Consider the following 18789-nt stretch of genomic DNA (forward strand, 5'->3'; position numbering starts at 1 on the left):
GCGTCAGCGCCGAGGGTGAGAATGCAATTCGCCGCTACGCTCACGTACCTTCTAGACAGGCTGCAGCGTGGCCATGTGATGCATGACGAAGCGGCCTACCCGATCACACAACGCCTCCCTGTCCTGCGATATGAACAGCACTGGCGCACGCTCGGCTTTCATGTCGAGCAGTGAGAGTTCGACTCCGGAAAGCGCCGCCGCGTATTGGCCATCCACTTCGTGGATGTTGTAGCCCCATAACTGGCCCTCGGCCGTTATCGCAAGCGATCTGTAGTACGCGTTGCGGCCTTTTGCGGTGGGCTGTAGCACAGTCCCGCCTTGATTGGCGAAACTCAGGCCGGCGCCATCCAGGCCGATATGCTCCGCAATGTGCCGTCCGTGTCCAATTGGATCCGCCACCAGGTCCTCGTACGCAATCCGGTACGGCGACAAGTGCCGGGCCTCGAACATGGCTTCAAAGAAGCGCTCGGCGCGCAGCATAAAGTTGACTTTGTCGATAATGGCGTGTCGGGGGATGTATAGAAATGCCTCATCTTGACGTGAACCAGAAAAGTTGTGCCATACGCCGGTTTCGATCGATATCTGGTAAGAGATCGCCTGGGCGAGGACATCCTTGCGCCAGATATAGACGTGGCGCCACTCATCCACGTCCGAGAAAAAATCAGGCTCTTCGAGGAAGCGCTCCGACTCGATTTCGATCCCGAACACGCCATTTTCCGAGCGTAGCCGGGAGGCGAGGAAGTCTTCATAGCGCACAAACACATCGGAAAACGCGAGCGAATAGGTCCGCAGCACGTCCGGAACGAAGTGTTCGCCCGGGAAGCCAAGTTGACCGGTACTCGCGAGCAATTCTGTGAGCAGCGTCGAACCGGATCGGGGAATCATGAAGATGCAGTACTTCGTCGAAGCGGGGCCCTCGTTCTTCATCACGAGTTCCACTAGTTCCCGCGGCGAGCGCTGAAGCTGCGATTCGATATATTCTCGCGGCAGCGTCCACTCATTCTCGAACAGCACCGCGCGTTCCTCAATGCTCCTGGACGGTCCTGCTACCGCGACTGGCTGAAATGGCGTCGCCGCGTATTGATCCACAATTTCGCGCTCACTCGGGCCCGACACACGATCGTCGAGTCTGAGCTGCAACCGGCCCGTTGCCGCGTCGCACATGACGATCGCATGGAGTATGAACGCGCGGCTCGGGGCAGTCTGTTGCGCCTTCTCAACATTGATTGCGAAATCTACGAAGCCTGCCGTGTCGAATCGCAGGAACGCCGCGTACTGGCGCACGCTCGCCGAGTCCGCCACTTCGCTTTCCCAGAGCCGGGTCCCGTTCGCGCAGACGGACACCACATAGCCGCCCTCGAAGAGCGCGGGGACGAACGATCCCATGACGAAATACAGTCCTGGCGACGCGATATACGTTCGCATAGCCATCGTCTCGTAAGCGTGGGCGACCAACAGCGCGTGATTTGGCGGAATCGGCACTTGCTCGTGAACCGAAACAGCATCTCCAACGTTGATCGCGCTGAAGCCGCGTCCGTCCTGCGGACGGCTGGCCAGATGCGGTGCATACCAGCGTTTAACGCCGTCCTCGGTGAACTTGTATTTTCTGAGGGGGGCGAAAAAATAGTCACCAACCTGTTCGCCGTACTGGGTACGAAGAGCAGTTGAACCGCACGGAAGTCCACCTGGATACTTGCTTGTCATTTCTTTCTTCACAACCTTCTGTGAGCCAATATTTCCTTCACCGCGCAGCCTCGCGGGATGCATCACAACCCGGACGCGAACGTTAGCGACGCCGCCCGGCACTTAGACACCACTAGTATGCCCGACCGGCCGGCACGCCCACAGATTGGAGGTCGAAGGTCGGGCTGTGCGTGGGACGCTCACGCACGTGGACGAGAGCCCCTTAGTCTCGTCCCGCCCGCCCGCCCGCCCGCCCGCCCGCCCGCCCGCGACGCGTCGTCGCCTACTCCATGTGGTGCAGTTCCCGCAGGGTTACGCTAAGGATTCGAAGGAAGGAGGCGCATAAGCGGTCGGTATCGCCCGAATCGGGATTCATCGGGCCGTGCGGGCACAGTCGGACAGTCGCCGCCACGGGGTAGAGCTGAACTGAGCGCGCGATTGCGCACAGGACATTATTGATTTTACTTCGAGTGCGCTTTCAGCGTCGCGGGAGGAAAATTCCTCCCCGACGCTGAAGATGGGTTTCGAACGGCTGGACGCCTTATCGATCCCAAGTCACATCGCCGATATCCGTCGAGTACGGCTTGCCGTTTTCGTCGAACTTTGTCGACACTGCTGGGCCGCGGTAGCCGTCCTCTTCAACGGACACGTCGATCAGGCGGCGCGGCGCGCCGCTGTTCAGACTTGTCTCGAGCTGCTCGAGCGACTCGCAGCGCTCGTATGGCAGGCCAGCGAGCTTCGCCAGCAGCGCGAAGTCGAGCTCGACGAGACCGGATTCCGCAGACGCGCCGAATTCCTTCTTGAACGCGCGTGTCTGCGACTTGATGATCGACTGATAGCCGCGATTGTTCAACACGACGACCGTGAGCGGCAGGTCCGGATTCGCGGCCAGCGTAAAGAGCTCCTGCACGTTCAGCAGCAGCCCGCCGTCGCCTTCGAGGCACACCACCGGCTGCTTGCGCGCGGCAACGGCGCCAACGGCCGTCGGCAGGCCGAGGCCCATCGAACCCAGAACGTGACCCGCCCACGCGAACGTGGCGCCTTCGGACGGCTTGAAGAAGCGTGCGATGCCTTCGATCGCGTAGCCCGATGCCGTCGGCACCACGTAGCTGCCCAGACGCGACTTCGACAATACTGTCGAGATCTGGTAGGTCGTGAGGCGCGGGTCGCCAAATGCGGCCTGCTCGTCGGCGCGGTCCTTCACCAGGAGACGCTTGCAGTGCTCGACCCATTCGCGGGTGTCGAGCGCGGGTGCCTGCGTAAGCAGTGCGTCCACGACGCCGGCGACGTTTTCGTTAAAGAACGTCGTGTTCGGCAGGCCCGCGTTCTTTGCGATTTCCTTCTCGTCGAGTTCCACGACGATCCGACGCGCGTTCTTGCCGTAGTTGGCGGCATTGAACGCCGTCGTCAGCAGGTCGAGGCGCGTGCCGAGAAAAACGATGAAGTCGGCCGACTGGATGATCTGGTTCGAGTGCGTCGGGGCGAGACCGCCCGCGCAACCGAAGTTCAGCTCATGGTCGTAGGCCATGAGGTCGAAGCTGGCCCACGTGAAGAGCGTCGGCACGCCGATCTTCTCAACGAGCTGCTTGATCGCCGGGCGCGCGATGCCCGCGATGCGCAGCGCATTGCCCACTACGAGCACGGGCTTCTTCGCGGCCTTCAGGCCGTCGACGATTGCCGTTACGGTGGCCTGCGGAATGTCGTGATCCTTGTGCGCGGCCGCGGCGATGCGCGCTGAGATCTTTGCCAGACGCGCTTCGGCGTCGGGCACCGTTTCCGCCTGTACGTCGAGCGGGATCTCTATGAACACCGGGCCTTTGCGGCCAGTCACGGCCTCGGCGAGGTGAATGGCGAGCGTTTCGTCGTCAATGTCGGCAGGCGTATAGCGGAACGCGGACTTCGTGACCTGGCGCATCAGCTCGATCTGCGGCGTTTCCTGTGCGCCACGGCTGCGCACGCCGTGTACATTGATGTCCGCACGCTTGACCTGGCCCGCGACGACGAACATTGGCACCGAGTCGTAGTACGCCGATGCCACCGAAGTGATCGTGTTCGTGACGCCCGGACCGGACGTTACGATCGCGAGGCCCGGCACGACGAAGTCCTTGGCCTTCGCATAGCCGTCCGCGGCTGCAGCGACCGCCTGCTCATGGTTGCAGTAAATCACGCGCATGGCCGATTCGTCGGCCGCGCGGTTCACGTGCATGGCCATGCCGCCGGTCAGGCAGAAGGCGGTGTCGGTACCCAGTTTCTGGATGTTGGAGAGAATGAATTCTGCGACGTTCATCGTGGCGTCCTAGCCAAGCTGAGTGAGGAAGTCCAGCGCGTGCCAGAAGCCGGCACCGTGGTCCTTGTGGCCCTGCCACACTTCGGGGATAAAGCTCGTGCCAGGATACGCGGAGATCTTCTTCCAGGTTTCCGGCCAGTTAACGTCACCGGTCCCGATGACGACGCCTTCGCCGTTAACGCCGAGCGCGTCGGCGACGTGCAGATGCGCGGAGTACGGCAGCAGCTTCGCAAGCGCTTCCTGGAAGTCGATCCCGAAGTGCGTGCAGGTCATCTGCAGATGCGAGAGGTCCGTGCAATAGCGCAGCTTCAGTTCCTGCGCTTTCTGCACGAGTTCGTCGGGCATCATGAAGATGTTCTGGTGGCGCTGACCGCCGAAGTGCCAAGGGAACGGCGCCATGTTTTGCGGCGTGAGCTCGGTCGACCCGAAGTCGATCTTCGCGCACGATTCGGCAAAGCGGTTGTACAGCTCGGCGCGGTGAGCGAGCGGGAACGGCTCGTCCATCGAGAAGCCGCCGCAGTTCGCAACGATCAGCGCCGAATCGGCCTTCGGGAAGTAGCGGCGAATGCGTTCGGTCGCCTCGACCACACGCTGGAGATTGTCGATCGAGCGCTGGCGATAGCCGAGGTCGTCGGCGGTGAGGTCGAGCAGCTCGCTGTTCTCGAACAGTTCGGGTGCGTGTACGACGAGGCGCTGGCAGTCGACGGTCTCCAGATAGTTTTCCGGCGCGAGCGACAGGTCACGGTACGACAGGTGGAACTCATAGAGGTCCGGGTCGATCATTTCCGTGTACTTCTGGAAGTCGTGGTAACGCACCGGCACGCCCCAATAGCCCGCGAAGCTGTACGTGCGCTTGACAGTCTTCTCTCCGGTCAGGTCGCCTTGATAGAGGAAGTCGCCCGTGCGGATGTCTCGGTGCGCGGTCTTGCCGAGCAGCTCCGGCAGGCGGTAAGGCGCAAGGCCTTGGCCGGGGCTTGCCACGCGCAGGTTCTCTTCGGTGAAGGGTTCGCCGAGTTTAATGCCGCGCGCCGCGATAACGCTCTTGCTGAGGTTTTCGCGGTTGAGCAACTCACCCTGGCTCGGCTGGCGGCCCGGGCCGACCCACGGCAACGCCTGGTCGACTTGGCGGATGCCGTCGACGAGCGCCTTGAATTCAGCCGGCTCGAGGCTCGCGGCGTGATCCGGGCCTTCCATGTTGCGATCGAGCGTGATGTGGCGCTCGACGAGCTTGGCACCGAGTGCAACCGCCGCGATCGTGACCGCGGTGCCACGCTCGTGGCCCGAGTAGCCGATCACATCGTGGATTTCCTGCAGGCGCCTGATGTAGCCGAGGTGGATGTCCGATTCCGGTGCCGGGTACGTGCTGTTGCAGTGGAGCATCGCGAACGGCACGCCGAGGCTGCGCACGAGCTCCGCAGCGGCCTCGATTTCCGGCTCGAAGGACATGCCCGTCGAGAGAATCAGAGGTTTGCCGAGGCTTGCAGCCTTGCGGATAAGGTACGGATTTACGAGGTCGGCCGACGCAAGCTTGAGCGCGGGCACGTCGAATTGTGCGAGCACGTCGACACTCGGCTCGTCCCAGGGCGTGCACATGTACGCGACGTTCTTTTCGCGGCAGTATTCGCGCAGCTGACGGTGCTCATCGTTGGTCAACTCGACCTTGTTGAGCAGATCCTGAATGTACTCGACGCCCAGATCCTCCGAGCCTTCCTCGCCCGGCGCCGTGCGGTAGAGTGCCTCGCGGTTGCGTAACTGGAACTTCACGCAGTCTGCGCCGGCCTCGATCGAGACGTCGACGAGCTTTTTCGCGAGCTCAAGGCTGCCGTTGTGATTGTTGCCGATCTCGGCGATCACGAACGTGCGCGGACCGCCGACTGTGAAATCGCCAATCTTGAATGTAGTTGTGTTCATTCTGCTTTCGTTCTCCACGATGTTACGCCTTCCTGTTCGAAGCGGACCGTGCTCAGGGTGCATCCCAGCGCCTTGAGCTGGGAACACACCGCCGCGCGGTTGCGCGGCTGCACGTAGAACAGGAAAAATCCGCCGCCGCCTGCGCCGAGCAGCTTGCCGCCGAGCGCTCCGGCCTCAAGCGCCGCATTGTAGATCGCATCGAGCGTGTTGCCGCTGATTGCGCTGGACAGTCCGTGCTTGATAACCCAGGCCTCGTGCAGGCTCTTGCCGAATTCGTTGAGATCGCCGCGGATCAGATGCTTGTGCATCTTGCGGCACAGTTCGACCATGTCGAGCAGTTGCTGGTTGCGGTCGCTCTTGTGGAAGTCCTCGCGCTGCTGCACGTGAATCTTCCCAGAGTCGTGCTTGATGCCGGTATTGCAGAGCACCAGGCACTCTTCAAGCTCGTTGCGGATCGAGTCTTCGAGGCGCAGCGAGTGCACCATGTTGCGCTTACCGTCGAACTCGATCAGGTTGAAGCCGCCAAACGCCGAGGCGTACTGGTCCTGCCAGCCGCCCGAGATGCTGAAGCACAAGCGCTCGGCTTGGAACGACAGCTCGGCAATTTCGTAAGTGCTCCACTTGTCCAGGCGCAGTTCGTTGAACGCGCCCACAACGCTTGTGGCGACCGCCGACGAGCCGCCGAGTCCTGAGCCAACCGGGAAATCCGAGTGCACATACAGATCGAAGCCGAAGTCCGGTCGGATCACAGAGACCACCGACGACAGCAAGCCCTTGTCGGGGCTGTCGAGCAGCGCGCGCAGCGAAGAGTAGTGCTCATGCCGGTCGATGTCGTGCGAGATGATGTTGATCTCGGAGCTCGACGACGGGATCAGCGTCGCGTGCGCATAGAGCGCAATCGACGAATTCAGCACCACTCCACCGTTCTGCATGAAGTAGTAGGTGAGGTCGGTGCCGCCGCCTGAGAAGCTGATGCGCACCGGCGCGCGCGCGCGAGAGAGTACAGCTACCTCTTTGTTGGGCGGAAAGAAGTCGGGCGTCGCGAATTCGACGAGACGGCCTTCCGGGTCGAGCAGCGGCACGGCGTTGTAGCCGAGGTCGAAGAGCTTAAGCAGCTCTTCGCGCGAGGTGCCGAACGGCAGCGCATGGAACTTGCGGTTCATGCAGCCATGAACTGGCGCGGTGGTGTGGCCGCCCTGCATCAGAAAACGGCGGATGTCGCCGTTCGTGAGCACGCCCACAAGAACATTCATGTCGTCGACAACCAGAGCGATCTGCGTGGGGCCATGCTCGATCACTGCGATTGCGTCGACGACGGGTTGTTCGTGCCGTACGACGAGGTCTTTAAAATGATCTTTCATTACAGTTTCTGCACACCGTGTTCGCGAATGAATTTCAGGCTGTCAGGCGTGCCGATGTCGATGAACGGTCCCTTGTAGACTTCTGCAACGAGGGATCGCTCCGCGATCAGCGCAGGGAGAATGTCTTTCTCCATCGAGAGCGGCTCGGCCGGAAAGCGGCTCAGCAGGCGCGTATGCAGGCCATACACGCCTGCGCTGATGAGGCCCGGACCTGTCTTGCCCTTTTCGGCAATCTCGACCACGCGTTGCGCTTCGTCGATCTGCACCGCGCCGTAGCGCTCGCAGTCGTCGATTGGCGTGACGACGAGGGCCGGTGCCCTCGCATCGGCCGCCGTACGGTACGCGTTGGCGTTCAGATACGTGTCGGCGTTCAGTGCGATGAACGGACCGTCATAGCGCAACTCGGCGAGCGCGTGCGTGAGCGCGCCGCCCGTGCCCATCGCCGTCGGTTCGCACACGATCGCGACGTGACGCTCGGGATCGTCGGGCAGGCTCGCGGCGAATTCTTCGACCTGCCCGGACTGATAGTGAGCGCAGAACACGAGGTCCTTCAGTCCGGCCTGTGCGAGTTGCTCGATCACGTAGTAGAGGAAAGGGCGGCCATCGACGTCGGCGACCGCCTTTTGCGATGCACCGATTTCGCTTCGCAGACGGGTACCCAGTCCACCGCAGAGAATCAAGGCTTTCATGTGTTTTCGGGCGTCCAGAGTGCGGTGCGCTCGATCGCGAGCGGCAGCGAGGTCCATGCGTCGAGCCCGAACTGTTCGCGAGCCCGGTCGATCGACGGGATATAGCGGTTCCCTGCGCCGGGGCTGTTGGCGGCGCCTTCGATGACGACCTCCTTCGACGGCGCAAGCGTGGCGAGCACGGTACGCGCCAGGTCGCCGATGGTGACTTCGGCGTCCGAGCCGACGTTGTACACCTCGCGGTTGCCGCCATTGAGCAGTAGCGTGACGAGCCACACAGCGAGATCGGCGGCGTAGAGGTAGGAACGCACGCCCTTGCCGTCGCCGCGGATCACGATCTGCTCCTTGCCGAGCGCGTCGCGGATGAAATTGCCGATGGCGAAGTGGCCGTCGAGCGGCAGACCAGCGCCAACAAACGCGAAGCAGCGCGCGCACACGACTTCGCAGGCTGTTTCGTGCGCGTGGATTGCGCCGAGCAGCTCCATCATGCGCTTGCCCTCGCCATAGGCGCTGCCGACGTCCATCGTCGATGGTCCCGTGCGCGAGGTTTCCACGAGGCGCGGCACGTCCGCCGCCTGGCCGCCGTATGCGCCCCCCGAGCTGACGAGCAGCACGCGCTGCGCGCCGCACGCGGCCGCGCAGTCGAGCATGCGCCGCGTGCCGCCGACGATCGATTCCAGCAGCACGCGCGGCGACCGGCCCGCAGCGGCTGAGGTGTCGGTCGCCGCGTGGATCATATAGTCGGCCGGCTCGTCGGGGAATGCGAACTTGCGGATGTCGCCCGTGACCCACTTCAGCCAGGGCGCTCCCGCGGTCCATGGGTGCTTCTGCTCGAAGCGCTGCGGGTCGCGCGAGATGGCTAGCACGCGGAACTGCTGCTTGCGCTCGTCATGCAGCCAGCGAAAGAGCGCGAGCATCCACATGCCGAAGAAGCCAGTCGCACCCGATACGAGGATCGTCTTGCCGTCAAGGCCGCTGCCGTCGATGTGCGCGGCCAGCCGCCGGAAATCGTCCACGGCGATTTGCGGAAACGACCGGCCTTGCTTGTCGCGCATCACATCGAGCGAAGTCATGTTCAGAACCCGATGCCGAGGTAGTTCTCGAGCTTCGTCGCGACGTAGTCGAGGTGCTCGGTCGTGAGGCCCGGATAGATGCCAAGCCAGAACGTCTGGTTCATCACGATGTCGCTGTTGGTCAGGTCGCCGACGACGCGATAGTTACGGCCGATCATGTACGGCTGGCGCGTGAGGTTGCCCGCGAACAGCAGACGCGTGCCGATGCGGTTTTCGTCGAGGTACTGCAGCAGCTCGAGACGGCTCACGGGCGCGTTGTCCTTGAGCGTGATCGGGAAGCCGAACCACGACGGGTCCGAATTCGGCGTGGCGTGCGGCAGCAGCAGGAATTCCTCGGCGCTTGCGAGGCGCGTCTTGAGGAAGTCGAAGTTTGCGCGCCGCTTGGCCACGAACTCGTCGATGCGGTCGATCTGCGCGAGCGCGCAGGCCGCCTGCATGTCGGTGATCTTGAGGTTGTAGCCGAGGTGTGAGTACGTGTACTTGTGATCGTAACCTTCGGGCAGATTGCCGAGCTTCCAACAGAAGCGCTTGTTGCAGGTGTTGTCCTTGCCCGGTGCGCAGTAGCAGTCGCGGCCCCAATCGCGGAACGACTCGGCGATCATCTTCAGTTCCGTGTTGTTCGTGAACACGGCGCCGCCTTCGCCCATCGTGATGTGGTGCGCGGGGTAGAAGCTCAGTGTGCCGATGTCGCCAAACGTCCCGACTTTCTCGCCGTTGTAGGTCGCGCCGAGTGCGTCGCAGCAGTCCTCGATGAGCCACAGATTGTGGCGCTCGCACAGTTCCTTGATGATGCCAAGGTTGTACGGATTGCCAAGCGTGTGCGCGAGCATGATCGCTTTGGTCTTGCTCGAAATCGCAGCCTCGATGCGGGTAGCGTCGATGTTGTACGTACCCAGTTCGACGTCGACGAACACCGGCACCGCGCCGAATTGCAGAATCGGGTTCACGGTGGTTGGGAAGCCAGCGGCCACGCCGATCACTTCGTCGCCCGGCTTGATGGCGCGGTCGCCGAGCTTGGGCGACGTGAGGGTGCTGAACGCGACCAGGTTCGCCGACGAGCCCGAGTTCACGGTGATCAGATGCTGCACGCCCAGATACTGTGCGAGGCGTTTTTCGAATTCGTCGTTGAAGCGGCCCGTCGTGAGCCAGCCATCGAGCGAAGCCTCGACCATGTTGCGCAGTTCGGCCGCGCCGATCACCTTGCCTGACGGCGGAATCGTGGTCTGTCCGGGAACGAAGGGTTTGTCGGCGAAGGCGAGGGCGGCGTATTCGTCCACCAGCGTAGCAATCTTGCCGCGAATCGCGTCTTGCGCCTGCTTCTTGGAGTCGATGATTTCGATATTCATTTGGGAGACCTTTAGCAATCCTTGAGCTACTGGGTGCCGGCGCGTTGTTTCGCGGCTTCTACGTAATTTCTGATCTGGGTGAGGCAGACCTGCTGCATGTCCTCGCCGCCCGAGCGGGCGCGGTGCCAGTCAACAGTGGCGCCGATCGCCTGCTCGAGATGCCAGCTCGGGCGCCAGCCCAGGTACTGCTTTGCCTTCGAACAGTCGAGCTTGAGGAAGTGCGCTTCGTGCGGCTGCTCGGCCCCGTCCTGTTCCCAGCGTGCGCAATCGCCCCACTTCTTGATGACCAGTTCGACGACTTCGCGCACGCTGCGCGCATCGTCGTCGCTCGGGCCGAAGTTCCAGCCGCCGTCGAAGGCGACGCCCTGTTCAACAAGCGCTTGTGCGAGCACGAGGTAGCCAGAGACCGGCTCCAGCACGTGCTGCCACGGGCGCACCGCGCCGGGGCTGCGGATTTTGAGCGAGACGCCGTTCTGGAACGCGTTGATCGCGTCCGGCACGAGTCGGTCCGCAGACCAGTCGCCGCCGCCGATCACGTTGCCCGCGCGGCCCGATGCGATCGCCACGCCATGTTCAGCGTAGCGCCCAGCAGGGAAGAACGACTGGCGGTACGCTGAAGTCACGAGCTCCGCGCAGCCCTTGCTGTTGCTGTACGGGTCATAGCCGCCCATCGGTTCGTCTTCGCGGTAGCCCCACGGCCACTCGTTGTTCTGGTAGCACTTGTCGGAAGTGACAATCACCGCGGCGCGAACGCCGGCGCACTGGCGGATTGCGTCGAGCACATGCACTGTGCCCATCACGTTGGTGGCGTAGGTCTCAACCGGCTCGGCATACGAAAAACGTACGAGTGCCTGTGCCGCCATGTGGATCACGACGTCCGGGCGGAACGCCACCATCGCCGCAGTGAGCTTCTCGCGGTCGCAGATGTTGGCGCTATGGTTTTCTTCGAGCGCGGCGGCCACGTTCGCGACCTCGAAGAGGTTGGGCTGCGTGCTGGGCGGCAGAGCGTAGCCCGCCACCTTGGCGCCCATCGAGGCGAGCCAGAGCGACATCCAGCCGCCTTTGAAGCCCGTGTGCCCGGTCAGGAAAACGCGCTTGCCTTGCCAGAATGCCGGATTAACGGTCATCGTCATTCCCACGTCTTCCACGGCGCGCGGCCCGAGCTCCACAGCTCTTCGAGATGGGTCTTGTCGCGCAGCGTGTCCATGGGCTGCCAGAAGCCGCGGTGGAACCATGATTGCAGCTCGCCGCTGGTCGCAAGCGTTTCAAGCGGCTGGCGCTCCCAGAGGGTTTCGTCGCCTTCGATCAAATCGAGGACCGACGGGTTCAGTACAAAGAAGCCGCCGTTGATCCAGCCGCCGTCACCAGTCGGCTTTTCGATGAAGGAGTTGACTTGCGTGCCGTCGAGTTCGAGCGCGCCGAAGCGGCCCGGCGGCTGCACCGCCGTCATCGTCGCCTTCTTGCCGTGTGCACGGTGGAACTTGATCAGTTCGCTCACGTCGATCGAGCCGACGCCGTCGCCATAGGTCATGCAGAAGTCGCCGTCGATGTAGTCGCGCACGCGGCGCAGGCGGCCACCCGTTTGCGTGGTTTCGCCCGTGTCGACAAGCGTGACGCGCCAAGGCTCGGCTTTCTTCTGGTGCACTTCGATCGAGTTCTTGCCGAGGTCGATCGTCACATCGGACATGTGCAGGAAATAGTTCGCGAAGTATTCCTTGATCAGATATCCTTTGTACCCGCAGCAAACGACAAAATCTGTCAAGCCATGTGCGGCATAGATCTTCATGATATGCCAGAGAATGGGCTTGCCGCCGATCTCCACCATCGGCTTCGGGCGAACGGACGTCTCTTCGGAGATGCGAGTCCCCAGACCTCCAGCAAGCAAAACGACTTTCATCTAAGCATAGCTCCTTCAGAATTGGTGATTGAACGATCCCGCGCTCAACGACTGATCATCGCTCCGGCACATGCTTCATGCGGCGGCAGCGCACTTTGGGTCCGGGGGGGGGCCGTCCATCGTGTATGAACCGGGAAATTCTCTAGCGATTCCTCGCCAGTGGTGCAGGACACTCAAGACTACGCGCATTGAAAGGAGCTCGTGATTCCTCGCCGAACAGACGCGGCGCGAGCGACGACCCATGCCGCTGCGGGCAAGCGTAGAGCGCGAAACGTTCGACGATTCGCAATGCGTTCGGATATTCGCAATGCACCTGATCGAGCAGACCTGTAGAAAGCGATTCTGAATTGGAACTTCCAGCGCGGCAATAATACCCCACCAATGGAGCAGCGACGAACGCTTTCTTCCCGCGAGCCCGCATAGGTCACGCGCGCCTGCGCCGGTAGTGCTTGCGCAGTCATCGCCGGGCGATGACGGATGTTGTTTCTGCCCTCATTGCCTTGCCAGAGCGCGAGAAACGGTTGCGCGTTCAGGCATCTATCGGAAACAGCGCCAACTCCACTGACTCGCAAATGCTGTGCGCGAGCACGATGTGCAATTCCTGGATCGTGCTGGTGCGATCGCCCGGGACCACCAGCGGGAAATCGGCGAGCTCTGCAGCGGGGCCGCCGCCGAAGCCGGTGAAGACGATCGACTTGACGCCTTTCTGCCTACAGACTTCCAGGGCGGTGAGAACATTCTTCGACTTGCCGGACGTCGTGATGCCGAGGAACACATCGTTTGGCTGCAGCTTTGCGAGCAACTGACGCGAAAATACGTGCTCGTAGCCGTAGTCGTTGCCGATTGCGGTGAGGATAGACGTGTCGGTGGTGAGCGCTTCGGCCGGCAGGGGATTGCGGTCGCGCGCGAGCTTGCTGACGAACTCTGCAACGAGGTGCTGCGAGTCGGCTGCTGAGCCTCCGTTGCCCGCTACGTAAAGTCGGCCACCGGCCTTGTAGGAGGCGATCAGATGTTCGCTTGCCGCTGCGAACGTTTCGATCAACCCGGTATTCTCGAGAAGTGCAGCCTTTGCACGCAGCGATTGATCGACGTTCGTTCGCAGCGTTTCAGCCGGGCTGTATGTAGTAATCATGGGGTCCGTCATCCGTGAATCGCAGTAGTATAACGAGAATACCTTTGGCGCGGTAAAGTTGGGGCGCTGCAGCGAAGCAAAATGTATCTATTTGTGCATACATGTGGCCCCTCTACATGTTGTAACGACTGAAAACTACTCGCCGTCAGGCGCCGCCCCCTTTCTCATGCGAAATGGATTTTCATCTGCGTCATGCGGTGCCGAGCGAATGACACATCTAGTGCGGTAAGTATTTCCAATAGATAAACGGGATCTCGGAAAAGATTGCATTCGTATGTTGATTGTTCGAGTGCAAATAATTTATTTTTGCCTTGGAATCACTACTTGGGATTACTAATGCGTTAGTTTTTGCGAAATATCAAGGACAGGCGGTGCAAAGCGAAGTGCCAGCCGCGCACAATTTCGCCGTTCCAGATTCGCCCAACGAATACTGCGCCCCATCCCCACGCGATGGCGAGCGGACGCGGCAGCGCAATGATCGGTGCGCAGAACAACAGGAACGCGGGCTGCCAGCCGAAATGCGCTGCGAAGCGCCGCCAGGTCGCGCGGTTGTCGCCTTGGCGCGCGAGGCGCTGCCGCAGCAGATTGAACGGGTAGTAGGTGATCAGTAGCTTGGTGCCAAGGCGTTTGACAGCGTCATGCGACAGTCCGGATGCTTCGTAGTGCTTGAGGATGCTGAAGAAATTCGCGACGAAAATCTCCGAAAAATCGTAGCCACCTGAATTCGCGCGCTTGCACGCAAGCGTGTAGTCGAGCACGTAGGTGTTCAGTGTGCCGCGCAGCATGGCCTGCACAACGAGATGGACCTGCACGAGGTTGCTGCCGCAATAGGCGCGTGCGTCGACGTCGGGCAGCCGCCGCTTGTTGACGATGCAGGACGAGATGAACGTGATGAGCGGCCCGACTTCACAGAGAAAGTCCGTCGCGCGTTCGCAGTCCACCCGGCCTGTGGCGCCGGTCGGGAGTTCCTTCAGAAAGTCGTGCTCGTAGCCATAGGGTTTCAGGCAGACAAGCCCACGCTCGCGTTCGCCGAGCATCGCGATGACCTCACGAAGCCGGCCGGGCAGGTAGAGATCGTCGTCGCCAAGAATCTGTACGTAGTGTCCACGTGCCTCGTTGAAGCACTGTGCGATGTTCGCATCGGAGCCGATATTGGTTCCGTTGCGAATAGAGCGGATGGCCAGTCCGCGTGCGCGGAGTGCATCGACGACTTCGGCGGTCGAGTCGGTGGAGCAGTTGTCGGAGACGAGGATTTCGAGCGTGCCGCTCTGGACAAGATCGGCCTCAGGAACGAACTGAGCCAGACAGAGATCCAGATAGCCCGCGCGATTGAACGTGGGAATGGCAATGCTGAGAAGCGGGCGGGGTGGATTTCGGCCATCCATGTTGAGGTGGGAAAGTGATCGGTATCTTGGAACAGGGGTGCACGAGGTCGTGGGCGGCGCGGAGTTTAGCTTGCGTGTTGGCGTGTCAAATTTCCGTGCGCAGCCAGTCGATCGCGTCGCGCGGCGTGGTGATCTGCACGCCCGGCGCGTAGTCGGCCTCGTCGCCGAGATAGAGCAGCGTCCCGACACCCGCGCGGCGCCCGGCTTGCATGTCCGAGCGTTTGTCGCCCACGAAAATGGAGTGCGCGAGGTCGATATCGTAGTCGCTCGCGGCTTGCAGCAGCATTCCGGGTTCCGGCTTTCTGCAAGTGCAGTCGACGCAGTATTCGCCGATACCATGCTCTGGATGATGGGGGCAAAAATAGGTGTGCTCGATTCGGCCGCCGGCCTGCACGAACTGCTCGTGTATCCACGCCGTCAGTGCGTGGAAATCCGCTTCCGTGTAATAGCCCCGGCCAATGCCGGCTTGGTTTGTTATCACGAAGACCTTGTAGCCGCACGCGGTGGCCGCGGCCACAAGTTCGAAGATGTGGTCGACGAACTGGATTTGGTCGGGGCGATGGGCATAGCCGGTATCGACGTTGATGACGCCGTCCCGGTCGAGAAATAAGGCGAGAGTGCGCATTGGGTTTGATCGTCGTGCTGGTGCGGTCAACGGGCAGGGCGGACGTCCGCCGCGTCAGCCATTCCGTGCCGGTTCGTTGACGGCATGACCCGTTCCGCGGGTGCGGTCGAAGCGCACGCGCTTCAGGATGAGCTTGCGCAGCGGCAGTTCGATGAGCTTGTAGCAGATTATCGAGAGAATGACGCTCGCCACCAGGAACACTGCGATGAGGACCACTGCATGCGTCTGCACGTGCAGTGCGTGGACCGCGCCCGCCATTAGGCCGAGGAGCAACGCGTGAGTCATGTAAAGCGAGAACGACGCTTCGCCGATCAACTGGAGCAAACTGTGCGTCAAGAGACCGGTCTTGCGCTGAATGTCGTTCGCGGCGCCGCTGCAGATAAACAGCAGGAACGCAGGGACGCAGAGGTTGACCATTGCCACGGCGCTGCGGTGATCGTTACCGATCAGGTAGAGTGTGATGGGCACGAAGGCCGCGACCTTCAACGCTAAGCCGGCGTGGATTTCCATGCCGCGCTGCACCAGCCGCGCGGCGATGATGCCGTAAATGAATTCGGGCAGGCGCGCGACCGGGTTGTACTGCATGAAGTCATAGATCCGCTCCCAATTGAAGGCCGCGCACGCAATTCCGAAGGCGCTGATCAGTAGGTAGAGTGCGGCGCCCACGTTCAGCAGCGTTGCGCTTTTGGCCTTTGCAGACCATTTGAGCAGTGGCGGCGCGCAGAGATAGAACGCGAATTCGGCGCTCAGCGACCAGGAGACGCCGTTCCATGCCTGACGCACGTTGGGGTGGCCGGGCAGCCAGTCGTGAATGAGAAAGAGTTGCGCGGCCGTACCCCAAGGCGTGCCCACGTAGCCGGCGAGCGGACTACCGAGCAGCCAGAAAGCCATTAGCGAAACCGCGAGCGTGATGATGTGCAGCGGATAAATGCGCGCGATGCGGTGCACATAGAATTCCGTGGTGGCGCGCTCCGGCGACCACGACCAGGCAAGGACAAAACCCGAGAGGACATAAAAGTATGCGACGCCGAGCCATCCGACATTGCCGACCGGCGTCAGGATGCCGCCCCAGTCTAGGCAGGCATGGTGGATCGCAACCAGCAGGGCTGCGATGCCACGACCAGCCGTCAGGGAGGGGAGCCTTTGATAACCTTTCATTTCATCATATTTTTGCGGCCGGCGGGGATGCCGTCCATCATTCGAGGGACGGAGCAATGTGCGATCCGGTCGAATATTACAATTGCAAGCTTTCAGCCTTGCGGGCGGACGCCCGATAGTCTAGCAAGGCTGTCTCACTAAGGCACTATCTCCACGCAACTGGCTGGTCGGCGTCGAATTGGGGAGCTAAAAGACCGATGAGGGCTGATCAGCGGATTCCGCACGCGTCGGCAATACCCCCTTGATGTCGTGCGGTGAGAAGCGCGTGCCCATTCGAGACGCTGGCTGCTTGCTTGCGCGGCCTCCCGATGCCGCGAGCGGCATGTCCGTTCAGTTAGAATTCATGCTTTGCTCCACCTGCAGTCTATTCGAATCCCCTGATGAAGGTTACTAGCGACGTAAAGAGCGACGTTAAACGCGTGATTGAAGGCGCTGCGAGAAGCGCTGAAAACGGCGTGGCGCCGGACGAAGGCGAAGGCTTGTCGATTTCCATCGTCGTTTATCACCCCGACGTGGCGCTGCTGGGGCGCACGCTGCACACTCTGGGGAGGGCGTGCGAGCGTTTGCGCGCCATGTCGCCGGGTCTGCCGATCGAGGTCTTTCTCGTCAACAACGGCGGCTTCGACAGCGGCTCGGCCATCCTCGGGGAGTTGGCTGCGTACGATATCCGCTGTGAGGTCATCGCCGGTCACGGCAACGTCGGGTACGGATGCGGTCACAATCTCGCTATCGTGCGGGCGACGAGCCGCCTGCATCTGATTCTGAATCCCGATGTGGATCTCGATGCGCAGGCGTTCGTTGTAGCGGCAGCGTTCTTCGACGCGCATCCCGAAGTCGGACTGCTCACTCCGCGCATCGAAGAAGAAGATGGCTCGCTCCAGTATCTGTGCCGCCGCTATCCGTCGCTGTTCGATCTGTTCGTCCGCGGCTTCGCGCCCGCGAGCGTGCGACGCCTCATGGCGCGGCGTTTCGCGCGCTACGAAATGCGCGACACGATCGACGGGACCTCGACCGTTTGGGATCCACCGATCGTAAGCGGCTGCTTCATGCTGTTCCGGACCGGGCTGCTTCAAAAGCTCGGTGGCTTCGACGCGCGCTATTTCCTCTATTTCGAGGACTACGATTTAAGCCTGCGCGCGCACGAGTTGATGCGCGTGGCCTTCGTGCCCGACGTCCGCGTCGTGCATCACGGCGGCGGCGCCTCGCGCAAGGGTATGAAGCACATTCGCCTCTTTGGCGTGTCTGCGTTCAAGTTCTTCAACCGCTTCGGATGGAGACTGTGGTGAGCCATATCGTCGTAACTGGCGCGAACGGCTTCGTCGGGCGCGTGTTCTGCACGCTGGCGCTCGAGCGTGGTCATGAGGTCACGGCGCTGGTGCGCCGTGCGGGCAGCGCGGTGCCCGGCGCGCGGGAATGGGCGCACGATGCGCGCGATTTCGAGGGACTCGGTGAGGCGTGGCCCGCCGGTCTTCATGCCGATTGTGTTGTCCACCTTGCCGCACGCGTGCACGTGATGCGCGAAGAGGCGTCCGACCCGGACGCCGCCTTCGAGGCGACCAACGTGACGGGCACACTGCGCGTCGCCGAGGCGGCGCGCGCACATGGCGTATCGCGTTTCGTGTTTGCAAGCAGCATCAAGGCGGTGGCTGAGCGCGACGCCGGCGTGCCGCTCGCAGAAGACGCGGCCCCGGCGCCGGAAGATTCGTACGGCCGCTCGAAGCGGCGCGCGGAGGAGTGCCTCGAGCAGTACGCAGACGCTTCCGGTCTCGATGTGGTGATCGTGCGTCCGCCGCTCGTTTACGGTCCCGACGTGCGCGCCAATTTCCTCAGCATGATGAACGCGGTCGCGCGCGGTGTGCCCTTGCCGCTGGGCGGAATCGCTGCGCGGCGCAGCCTTGTCTACGTCGGGAATTTTGCCGATGCGCTACTGCATTGCGCTACCGATCCGCGTGCGGCGCACGGCTGTTTTCACGTCGCCGACGACGACGCGCCCTCGATCGAACAACTGCTGCGCATGCTGGGCGAGGCGCTCGGGCGTCCCGCGCGTCTGATTACGGTGCCGGCCGGGCTGCTGGGCGCACTCGGCAAGCTCACGGGGCGCGGGCCGCAAATCGATCGCCTGACCGGCAACCTGCAGGTGGATACCGCACGCCTGAAGCAGGTGCTCCAGTGGCACCCTCTCTACAGCACAAAACAAGGCCTCGCCGCGACCGCAAGCTGGTATCGCGCGCGCAACCTTCGATAG

Annotated in this window: 15 protein-coding genes; 2 read left to right on the forward strand and 13 right to left on the reverse strand. The window is 62.0% G+C overall.

The window, feature by feature from the left end; genetic code table 11:
• Positions 1-51: 51 nt before the first annotated feature.
• From U5A58_RS08735 to U5A58_RS08795, 13 genes are all read right to left on the reverse strand, one after another.
• A complete protein-coding gene (locus U5A58_RS08735; protein WP_321961137.1) occupies positions 52-1704 on the reverse strand; it encodes a Stf0 family sulfotransferase in 1653 nt (550 codons plus the stop codon).
• Between the two features lie 520 nt (positions 1705-2224).
• The gene (locus U5A58_RS08740; RefSeq protein WP_321961138.1) at positions 2225-3970 is read right to left on the reverse strand and encodes a thiamine pyrophosphate-binding protein; all 1746 of its coding nucleotides are present in this window, start codon (positions 3968-3970) and stop codon (positions 2225-2227) included.
• A gap of 9 nt (positions 3971-3979) precedes the next feature.
• Positions 3980-5881 carry an N-acetylneuraminate synthase family protein gene (locus tag U5A58_RS08745; RefSeq protein WP_321961139.1) on the reverse strand — a complete coding sequence of 634 codons (1902 nt, stop codon included), beginning with the start codon at positions 5879-5881 and terminating at the stop codon, positions 3980-3982.
• Positions 5878-7242: a CBS domain-containing protein gene (locus U5A58_RS08750; RefSeq protein WP_321961140.1), complete on the reverse strand. Its 1365-nt coding sequence runs from the start codon at positions 7240-7242 to the stop codon at positions 5878-5880. The genes U5A58_RS08745 and U5A58_RS08750 overlap by 4 nt, the downstream gene beginning before the upstream one ends.
• Positions 7242-7931 carry a sugar phosphate nucleotidyltransferase gene (locus U5A58_RS08755; protein WP_321961141.1) on the reverse strand — a complete coding sequence of 230 codons (690 nt, stop codon included), beginning with the start codon at positions 7929-7931 and terminating at the stop codon, positions 7242-7244. The genes U5A58_RS08750 and U5A58_RS08755 overlap by 1 nt, the downstream gene beginning before the upstream one ends.
• On the reverse strand, positions 7928-9001 hold the full coding sequence (locus U5A58_RS08760) for an NAD(P)-dependent oxidoreductase (RefSeq protein WP_321961142.1): 1074 nt from the start codon (positions 8999-9001) through the stop codon (positions 7928-7930). Before U5A58_RS08760 ends, U5A58_RS08755 begins: the two co-directional genes overlap by 4 nt.
• Positions 9002-9003: 2 nt before the next feature.
• A complete protein-coding gene (rfbH, locus tag U5A58_RS08765) occupies positions 9004-10347 on the reverse strand; it encodes a lipopolysaccharide biosynthesis protein RfbH (RefSeq protein ID WP_321961143.1) in 1344 nt (447 codons plus the stop codon).
• Positions 10348-10373: 26 nt separating this feature from the next.
• Entirely contained in the window at positions 10374-11480 is a 1107-nt protein-coding gene (gene rfbG, locus U5A58_RS08770; RefSeq protein ID WP_321961144.1) for a CDP-glucose 4,6-dehydratase, read from the reverse strand.
• Complete coding sequence (gene rfbF, locus U5A58_RS08775) at positions 11477-12244, reverse strand: glucose-1-phosphate cytidylyltransferase (RefSeq protein WP_321961145.1); 768 nt, start codon at positions 12242-12244, stop codon at positions 11477-11479. Before rfbF ends, rfbG begins: the two co-directional genes overlap by 4 nt.
• Before the next feature lie 529 nt (positions 12245-12773).
• Entirely contained in the window at positions 12774-13376 is a 603-nt protein-coding gene (locus U5A58_RS08780) for an SIS domain-containing protein (protein ID WP_321961146.1), read from the reverse strand.
• 341 nt (positions 13377-13717) lie between these two features.
• Positions 13718-14761 (reverse strand): glycosyltransferase family 2 protein, encoded by a 1044-nt coding sequence (locus tag U5A58_RS08785; RefSeq protein WP_321961147.1) that lies wholly within the window; start codon positions 14759-14761, stop codon positions 13718-13720.
• Positions 14762-14846: 85 nt separating this feature from the next.
• Complete coding sequence (gene gmhB / locus U5A58_RS08790; RefSeq protein WP_321961148.1) at positions 14847-15386, reverse strand: D-glycero-beta-D-manno-heptose 1,7-bisphosphate 7-phosphatase; 540 nt, start codon at positions 15384-15386, stop codon at positions 14847-14849.
• Between the two features lie 54 nt (positions 15387-15440).
• Complete coding sequence (locus U5A58_RS08795) at positions 15441-16544, reverse strand: acyltransferase (RefSeq protein WP_321961149.1); 1104 nt, start codon at positions 16542-16544, stop codon at positions 15441-15443.
• 380 nt (positions 16545-16924) lie between these two features.
• Between U5A58_RS08795 and U5A58_RS08800 the strand changes: the two genes are divergently transcribed.
• On the forward strand, positions 16925-17830 hold the full coding sequence (locus U5A58_RS08800; RefSeq protein ID WP_321961150.1) for a glycosyltransferase: 906 nt from the start codon (positions 16925-16927) through the stop codon (positions 17828-17830).
• Complete coding sequence (locus U5A58_RS08805; RefSeq protein ID WP_321961151.1) at positions 17827-18789, forward strand: SDR family oxidoreductase; 963 nt, start codon at positions 17827-17829, stop codon at positions 18787-18789. The genes U5A58_RS08800 and U5A58_RS08805 overlap by 4 nt, the downstream gene beginning before the upstream one ends.

This window comes from Paraburkholderia sp. J7, assembly GCF_905220155.1.
GTDB lineage: Bacteria > Pseudomonadota > Gammaproteobacteria > Burkholderiales > Burkholderiaceae > Paraburkholderia.